This is a genomic window from Halorubrum tibetense, from assembly GCF_042661865.1.
GTDB lineage: Archaea > Halobacteriota > Halobacteria > Halobacteriales > Haloferacaceae > Halorubrum > Halorubrum tibetense.
Map to the genome: position 1 here is coordinate 1 of NZ_JBHSWW010000118.1, position 7,056 is coordinate 7,056.

Annotated in this window: 9 protein-coding genes and 1 pseudogene; 4 read left to right on the forward strand and 6 right to left on the reverse strand. The window is 68.4% G+C overall.

The window, feature by feature from the left end; genetic code table 11:
- The 3 genes and pseudogenes from ACFQEU_RS09035 to ACFQEU_RS09045 all read right to left on the reverse strand — a co-directional run.
- Positions 1–531 (reverse strand): annotated as a pseudogene (locus ACFQEU_RS09035) (porphobilinogen synthase); the annotation flags it as partial.
- A 56-nt stretch (positions 532–587) separates the two neighbouring features.
- On the reverse strand, positions 588–752 hold the full coding sequence (locus ACFQEU_RS09040) for a DUF6757 family protein (protein ID WP_379781371.1): 165 nt from the start codon (positions 750–752) through the stop codon (positions 588–590).
- 45 nt (positions 753–797) lie between these two features.
- Positions 798–1,637, reverse strand: a complete 840-nt coding sequence (locus tag ACFQEU_RS09045) for a PHP domain-containing protein (RefSeq protein ID WP_379781373.1) — start codon at positions 1,635–1,637, stop codon at positions 798–800.
- 134 nt (positions 1,638–1,771) lie between these two features.
- Here ACFQEU_RS09045 and ACFQEU_RS09050 point away from each other — a divergent pair, with 134 nt between their 5' ends.
- Complete coding sequence (locus ACFQEU_RS09050) at positions 1,772–2,056, forward strand: DUF5789 family protein (protein ID WP_379781375.1); 285 nt, start codon at positions 1,772–1,774, stop codon at positions 2,054–2,056.
- 147 nt (positions 2,057–2,203) lie between these two features.
- On the opposite strand, the gene ACFQEU_RS09055 is transcribed toward ACFQEU_RS09050, so the two are convergent.
- Positions 2,204–3,253, reverse strand: a complete 1,050-nt coding sequence (locus ACFQEU_RS09055; protein ID WP_379781377.1) for a DUF5784 family protein — start codon at positions 3,251–3,253, stop codon at positions 2,204–2,206.
- Positions 3,254–3,379: 126 nt separating this feature from the next.
- Between ACFQEU_RS09055 and ACFQEU_RS09060 the strand changes: the two genes are divergently transcribed.
- Positions 3,380–3,547: a DUF5786 family protein gene (locus ACFQEU_RS09060; RefSeq protein WP_379781387.1), complete on the forward strand. Its 168-nt coding sequence runs from the start codon at positions 3,380–3,382 to the stop codon at positions 3,545–3,547.
- Positions 3,548–3,619: 72 nt separating this feature from the next.
- Here ACFQEU_RS09060 and ACFQEU_RS09065 read toward each other — a convergent pair whose 3' ends face one another.
- Together ACFQEU_RS09065 and ACFQEU_RS09070 are read right to left on the reverse strand one after the other, a co-directional pair.
- Entirely contained in the window at positions 3,620–4,294 is a 675-nt protein-coding gene (locus ACFQEU_RS09065; RefSeq protein ID WP_379781379.1) for a DUF7530 family protein, read from the reverse strand.
- Complete coding sequence (locus tag ACFQEU_RS09070) at positions 4,291–5,226, reverse strand: NAD(P)H-binding protein (protein WP_379781381.1); 936 nt, start codon at positions 5,224–5,226, stop codon at positions 4,291–4,293. The genes ACFQEU_RS09065 and ACFQEU_RS09070 overlap by 4 nt, the downstream gene beginning before the upstream one ends.
- 137 nt (positions 5,227–5,363) lie before the next feature.
- Between ACFQEU_RS09070 and ACFQEU_RS09075 the strand changes: the two genes are divergently transcribed.
- Positions 5,364–6,269, forward strand: a complete 906-nt coding sequence (locus tag ACFQEU_RS09075) for an MBL fold metallo-hydrolase (RefSeq protein WP_379781383.1) — start codon at positions 5,364–5,366, stop codon at positions 6,267–6,269.
- Between the two features lie 81 nt (positions 6,270–6,350).
- On the forward strand, positions 6,351–6,956 hold the full coding sequence (gene pspAB, locus ACFQEU_RS09080) for a PspA-associated protein PspAB (RefSeq protein WP_379781385.1): 606 nt from the start codon (positions 6,351–6,353) through the stop codon (positions 6,954–6,956).
- Positions 6,957–7,056 lie beyond the last annotated feature (100 nt).

A 7,056-nucleotide genomic window follows, 5' to 3' on the forward strand; every position in this document is an offset into this window, starting at 1 on the left:
TCCGACCTGTCCGTCGGTCATCGCCGAGGGCGCGACCATGTCCGCGCCGGCGTCGGCCTGCGACACCGCGGTCCGTGCCAGCAGGTCGAGCGTCTCGTCGTTCCGCACCGTGAGGCGCGGGTCGGTCGCCGCGTCGGACTCGACGACGCCGCAGTGGCCGTGATCGGTGTACTCGCACAGACAGACGTCACCGATCACGTACGCGTCCGTGTCGGCGGTGATCGCCCGCATTGCCCGCTGAACGACACCGTCCTCGGCGTATGCACGGCTTCCCGTCGCGTCCTTGCTCGTCGGGATCCCGAAGAGGATCACGGCCTCGACACCGGTCTCGCGGACCTCCTCGACGCGGGCGACCGCCTCCTCGACGGGGACGCGCTCGTGGCCCGGCATCGACTCGATCGGGACGCGCTCGTCGGTCGTCGCGTCGACGAAGACGGGCGCAACGAGGTCGGACGCCGACAGCGACGACTCGCTGACGAGCGGACGGATCCCGTCGGTGCGGAGCCGGCGTGGCCGGTCGGGCGGGTACATACCCGGCGGTTAGCGCCGGGCCGTCTTTTATAATTCGTTCGCGGGGCGGGACGCGATCACTCGGAGGACTCGACGTCGATCCGGTCGCTGAGCGCCGCCAACCCGTCGTCCTCGGCCAGCTCCTCGACGCGCTCACGGAAGTGGTCGGTGCACAGTCCGACGACGACGCCGGCCTGTTCGGCCTCGAAGGCCGCCTCCCGATCGCAGTAGTGACACCGCATACTCGAAGTTCGGTGAGCCCGGGAGTTAACGCTGTTCCCGTCGTGTCAGTCGTCCGTCGGCCGCTCGTCGTGCGTATCCGCCTGTGGGGCGGGATCCGGGAGCCGGTCGCGGACGGGCGCGAACGCCGACGCGGTCAGTCCGGCTTCGCCCAGTGTTCGTTCGTGCGCGTCGCTTCCGCCGGTCGCAAGCAGGTCGTCCGCGGCCGTGACGCGGTCTATCCGCGCCGTGTCGACCGATCGGCCGTAGGGGTAGAATCGCTCGACCGCATCCAACTCACGAGCGACGTCGAGGGCGGCGTCGACGTCGTCGTAGCGGAAGGGGTGGGCGAGTCCGACGATCGGACACGCCTCACAGAGGAGCTCGACGCCGCGATCGAGGGGCGTCACGTCGCGGGCGACGTAACACGGGCCGTCGTTCCCGATCAGCTCGTCGAACGCGTCGGTGTAGTCGTACGGCGCGGGCGACTCGTCGATCGCGCGGGCGATGTGCGGTCGACCGAGCCCGGGCCGCGGCGTCACGTCCAGATCGATTCCCAACTGGTCCTCGACGCGGGCGAGGATCCGCGCGCCACGCTCCTGGCGGTCGGTCTGAAGTCGGTCTATCTCGGCGTCGAGCGCCTCGGTGTGTTCGACGCCGTAGCCGAGAAGGTCGAGGCGCTCGAAGCCCGCGTCGACCCGGAGCTCGATCCCGCGAACGATCCGGACTCCCTCGCGCTCGACCACCGCAGACTCGAGCCCGGGGTGGATCCGATCGTGGTCGGTGACGGCGACCCAGTCGAGGCCCGCCTCGCGTGCGGCCGCGGGGACCTCCTCGATCGAGAGCGTCCCGTCCGAGACGGTCGTGTGGGTGTGGAGGTCGGCGACGACGGGGTCGGCGGCGGTCATACCCGCCGTTCGCGAGCGAGTCACTAAGGATCCGCGGTCGAGCGGAACCTGATAATAGGCAATATAAGGAGTACTCCCCGACTAAGGTTATACATGGAAAATCATTAAGAACCATCGCGTGTTTTCATCTGTTGATGCGATTGAATGGCGTCGACGACCGGATCGAACGGCACCAGTTCCCGACCACCTCGGAGGAGATCATCGCGGCTCACGGAAACGCGACCGTAGAGCTCGCTGACGGCTCCGAGCGGCTCGGCGATGTGCTCGGACGGTTCGGCGAGCAGACGTTCGACGCCCCGGACGAAGTGATCGACACGCTGCGGGCGGGCGTCTGTCATCGCGGCGTCGGCCGACGGTTCTACTCGGACCGCGACCCCGCGACGGCGGGCGAGGACGGACCACAGCCGGTCTCGTTCTGAGCGGCCGCGCGGACCCGAGCGGACGTATTCCTCGGTTTTACTGACGGCTGATTGAACCGATCGGCAGGACGATCCACTGGAGCCGACCGGCAGGACGATCTCCGGGCCGAGGCGACCGGGAAGCCCCTGACAGCGGTGACGAACCGCTCAGTCGACCCACTCGATGACGGCCGACAGGTCGAGCGGGATCGACCCCTTCCGGTACCCCTCGGTCCGGCCGTCCGGACGTGTCCGGAGGACGATCGCCGGCTTGTGCCGGACCGCGGGCTTCGCGGACCGGACGCGGGCCCAGTCGTCGTCGGGGAAGGAGCTGCAGTCGACGAGCAGGGTCGCGCCGCCGCCGTGCGCTTCGAGCTGACCGCTCGTCTTCGTTTCGACGGTGTCGCGGACGGCGGCGACAGGGTCGTTCGCCGACCGCATCGCGACCGGCTGTGGACGGGTCACCTCGACGAGCGAGGCGGCCCCGGTGTCGGGGTCGGCCGCCCGGAAATCGAGCGAGTGACCGGTGGTGACCTCGATCTCGGGGGTGACCTCGTACCCCGCCCGCGAGAGCAGGCTCGCGGCGGTGAACTCCGCGATCGTCGCGCTCATCCGAACGAGGTCCATCGACGTCGACGTGCCGAGCTTGCCCGCCATCGTCTCGCGGTAATCGTCGAGGATCCCCGGTCGGAGTAGGGACTCGACGTAGCCGGTTCCCTCCTCGCGCGTCGCGTCCGGGAACCCGGCGGCGTGGTCGCGGAAGAAGGCCCGGGTCGTCGACGAGCCGTCTTTCGAACAGAAGACGGGAAGGAAGAACCACGAGACGTGCGGGTAGTCGGCGAGCCACGGCTCGTCGTCGTGGAGCTCGGCGAGCAGCTCCCGCTGAGCCCAGCGGGAGACCGGATACGGGACCTCGTCGAAGCCGTACTTTTCCGTCCGCCAGAGCTCGCTCGGCGTCTCCGTGTTGCCGAGCCAGTACCCGACCGGACCGCCCCCCGCACCGGCCGGCGGGTCGCTGTCGTCGTCGGTCCAGCAGAACAGCGCCATCGACCCGTCGTCCATGTCGAACCGGCGCGCCTCGTAGGCTGGCGGCGGGGCGAACCACGGGTCGCCGGCCGCCGCACCGAGGTTATCGTCGAGCGGGCGTTCGATCCGTGAGCGAACCCGGCCGAGGTCCCAGCCACCGGGTGCGCGCCTGAATCGGAGCGGTTGTGCCACAGGCCCGCTACCGTGCCGGCGGGCTAAGGGGTTTCGACGCCGCGGCGGGAGTCCACGAATATCAGGAGCGATAGGTCGGCGACAGCTATATAAATAGGAGATGCCAAGTGAGGCTGTACCATGTCAATGGGTGCCTATGACGAGGACGAACACGAGCGTCGTGAGCAGAAGACGGGCGTCGTCGACGCCGATTTCGACGCGGAGCGGCCGGAGTACTCCGGGTCGCTCACCTATGACTCCGGCGACTCCGCGGAGGCACTCCTCGACACGTTTCAGGAGCTGAAAGACGACTGACGCCGCGTGTCGGGACTCCGGCGCGGCGTCGCGACTCTCCTGCTTCGATCCCGACGGATGCGCAGCCGCCGTTCACACGTCGGTGAGCAGTATCGCCGCCGTACAGACGACCGCGACCGCGAGCACGTGGCCAACTACCGCGCCGAGCAGCACCGGTTCCTCGAGGAGGAACGGAACGAGGCCGAGCTGAAGCACGGAGAACCCGATGTTCTCCGCGTCGAGCCGGCGCACGCTCGCGGCGTCGGACGGCGAGAGGTCGATGTGGACCGCCCGCCAGAGCGCGACAACCGCGCTCCACCACGACGTGCCGATCCGGTAGGTGAGATCCCAGAGGATCAACAGCGTGAGATAGACGACGGGCACCGGCGGGTTCGGGCCGAACAGCCGGTCGATGAGCGCGCCGTTCCAGACGAACAGGTACGTCACGAGCGCGATGAACGCGAGCACGCCCAACACGATCTCGATACTCGACCCGAAGAGGAGCCGTTTGTGTGCGGGCGGGGTCGACAGCAGCCGGTTCTTCTCGCCGAGACGGTGCATTTCGACGCTCCCGATCGCCGCGACGACGACCGCGGCGGTCCCCGCGATCACCGCGCTCCACAGGTCGTAGTACCAGCCGAGGGCGAGCACCCCAGCCTGGAAGATCACGAACTGGATCGCGACCGCGAGCGTCCGCGACACCTCGAGGCCGGGGACGCCGCTCACCAGGCTCTCGTACACCCACGTCTCGCCGTACTGTCGGCTCACGCCGACCGCTCCCCCTCGGTGGCAACCGTGGTCGGGGCAGCGTCGTCGAGCGCTCGCGCGACGGCCAGTTCGAAGGGAGTCGACTCCACCGGCACCAGCTCGCGGATCCGGTCGTCCTCGACGATAACGGTGTTCCGAAGTCCCTCGACGAGCGACCGCGCGAGGTACGGGTTCACGTCCGTGACCAACCGGAGCCAGCGGGCGGAGAGCCCGGGGCTGAGAACGGGGACCCGAACGATCCGGAGCCCGTGGCCGAACTGACGGCGGGTCAGACGGAGTATCTCGGCGTACGTCAGCACCTCCGGCCCGCCGATCTCGTAGGTCTCGCCGGCCGTCTCGGGGACATCGAGGACGCCGGAGAGGTATCCTATCACGTCGTCGATCGCGATCGGTTGACACAGCGTGTCGACCCATTTGGGCGTAACCATCACCGGGAGCCGACCCGCGAGCCCGCGGATCACCTCGAAGCTCGCGCTGCCAGCCCCGATGACGATCGCGGCCCGAAGCGTCGTGAGCGCGTACGTCCCCTCGCCAAGGATCTCCTCCACCTCGCGGCGCGACCGGAGGTGTTCGGAGAGGTCCTCGCGGTCCTCACCGAGCCCGCCGAGATAGACGACGCGGTCGACGCCCGCCTCGGACGCCGCGTCGGCGAAGTTTCGCGCGCAGTTCCGGTCCCGTTCCTCGTAGCCGGGGCCGCCGTCCAGCGAGTGGACGAGGTAGTACGCCGCGTCGACCGGCTCGCCGTCGACCTCGAAGGCGGGGGGGAGGGTCTCCGGTTCGAGGAGGTCGCCCTCGACGACGTGAACGCCCTCGGGCGGGTGGTAGCCGTCGGCGTCGCGAACGAGGACGGCGACTTCGTGACCGCGGTCGAGTAGCGTCGGGACGAGCCGGGATCCCACGAACCCGGTCGCGCCGGTAACGAGAACGCGCATACGGTTCACACGGCCGGGACGACCATAAGCCCCGGGCACGGACTGCCGATAGACCGGACACGATGACTGCCGATAGACCAGACACGACGATTGCCAGCGACCGATCCCTAAAAGCACCCACCCGTCGTCGGTCCGATATGCACGCTGGCGAGTTCGAACCGGTCCGCGGCGTTCCCGACCTGTACGTCCACGACACTGGGATGTTCGACACTGACGAGTACGGCTCCGTGTACGTGTACGACGCGGCCGAGCCCGTCGTGATCGATACGGGGACGGGGGCGAACCGCGAAGCGCTGTTCGAGACGCTCGACGAGATCGGGATCGGGCGCGACGAGCTCGCGTGGATCCTCCCGACCCATGCCCATCTCGACCACGCGGGCGGGGCGGGCCACCTCGCGAAGCGGTACCCCGAGGCCGAGGTCCTCGTTCCCGAACGAGGAGTCCGTCACCTCGTCGACCCCGAGGCGCTCGTCGCCGGCACGAAGTCCGCGGTCGAAGACCAGTGGCGATACTACGACGACCCGGAGCCGATACCCGAAGCCCGGATCACCGGACTCGCCGACGGCGACCGGGTCGACCTCGGCGACCGCTCGCTCGTCGTCCACGAGGCCCCCGGACACGCGCCGCACCACGCGGTGTACCACGACCCCGACGCGGACGTCGTCTTCACTGCCGACGCCGCTGGGATCTACGTCCCCGAGGTCGACACCGTCCGACAGACGACGCCGCCGCCGCAGTTCGACCTGGACCAGTGTCTCCGGGACCTCCAAACGATCGCCGACCTCGAGCCCGAGTATCTCTGTTTCGGCCACTTCGGCCCCCGCGAGTACGACGACGCACTGATCGGCGAGGCGAAACGCGCCTACGTCGAGTGGGTGGAAGCGGTTCGAGCGAAGCGAAGCGAACTCGACGACGAGACGGTCGTCGAGCGTTTCGAGTCGTCGAGCACGGACGTGGAGTTCTGGAATCCGGAGCGGGCGCGGGCGGACGCGAGCCTGAACACTCGAGGCGTGTTGACGTATCTCGACCGGGTCGAGGAGTGAATCGGGGGCGAGAGGAAAGCATCCGGAATGGAACCGAGGTAGAAACGCCCTAAACCCCACGCCACGTAGGGCGGACAACGAATGGGCATCTTCGATACGATCCGGGCCGTACTCGGGACGAACGCCGAAACCGGCGCGACCCGCGAAGCCGACCCGGAGGACCTCTTCGGGATGTCGACAGCGTACATGACGATGCAAGCCGACCTCGGCTACGACAACTGCGGCGAGGCGGCGCTGTGTTTCTCCGGCGTCGACAGTACCCGCTTCGACGAGGCCGTGAGCACCGTCGAGGAGATCCTTGAAGCCGGCGAAGTCGAGACCGGGACCGGTTTTCACCGTCACGAGGACGACCACGGCTACCACTGGTTCGTCCTCGAAGACGACGACCCCGAAGACCTCGTCACCAGCATCCACTTCGCGGCCGACCAGTTCATGGAGGAGGGATTCGGTTCCCGGCTCCTCGCGGCCGTCTTCGGCTTCGAGGACGACGACGGCCCCGCCTACTGGATCTACTCGTTCCGGCGCGGGGCGTACTACCCGTTCGCGCCCGACGGGTCGAACAGCCGAAACCAGCGGGTGGAGTTCAAACTCCAGTCGGTACTTGACGGCGAGCTCGGTATCGAGGACGACGAGTCCTACTGGTACCCGCTGTGGCCGGACGCGCCGGGCCGACACCCGTGGGAGTGAGCGGATGAGCGACGGGTCGACACCGGCGGCGGCGTCCGACGAACCGATCGGCAGCAGCACCCGCGACGCCGGCCACAAGCGGATCCTCCGGGCCGTCGCT

Coding starts and splice junctions, on each gene's coding strand:
- ACFQEU_RS09040 (WP_379781371.1), bottom strand. CDS start 752: ATGCGGTGTCACTACTGCGATCGGGAGGCGGCCTTCGAGGCCGAACAG.
- ACFQEU_RS09070 (WP_379781381.1), bottom strand. CDS start 5,226: ATGCGCGTTCTCGTTACCGGCGCGACCGGGTTCGTGGGATCCCGGCTC.
- ACFQEU_RS09045 (WP_379781373.1), bottom strand. CDS start 1,637: ATGACCGCCGCCGACCCCGTCGTCGCCGACCTCCACACCCACACGACC.
- ACFQEU_RS09075 (WP_379781383.1), top strand. CDS start 5,364: ATGCACGCTGGCGAGTTCGAACCGGTCCGCGGCGTTCCCGACCTGTAC.
- ACFQEU_RS09050 (WP_379781375.1), top strand. CDS start 1,772: ATGCGATTGAATGGCGTCGACGACCGGATCGAACGGCACCAGTTCCCG.
- ACFQEU_RS09060 (WP_379781387.1), top strand. CDS start 3,380: ATGGGTGCCTATGACGAGGACGAACACGAGCGTCGTGAGCAGAAGACG.
- pspAB (WP_379781385.1), top strand. CDS start 6,351: ATGGGCATCTTCGATACGATCCGGGCCGTACTCGGGACGAACGCCGAA.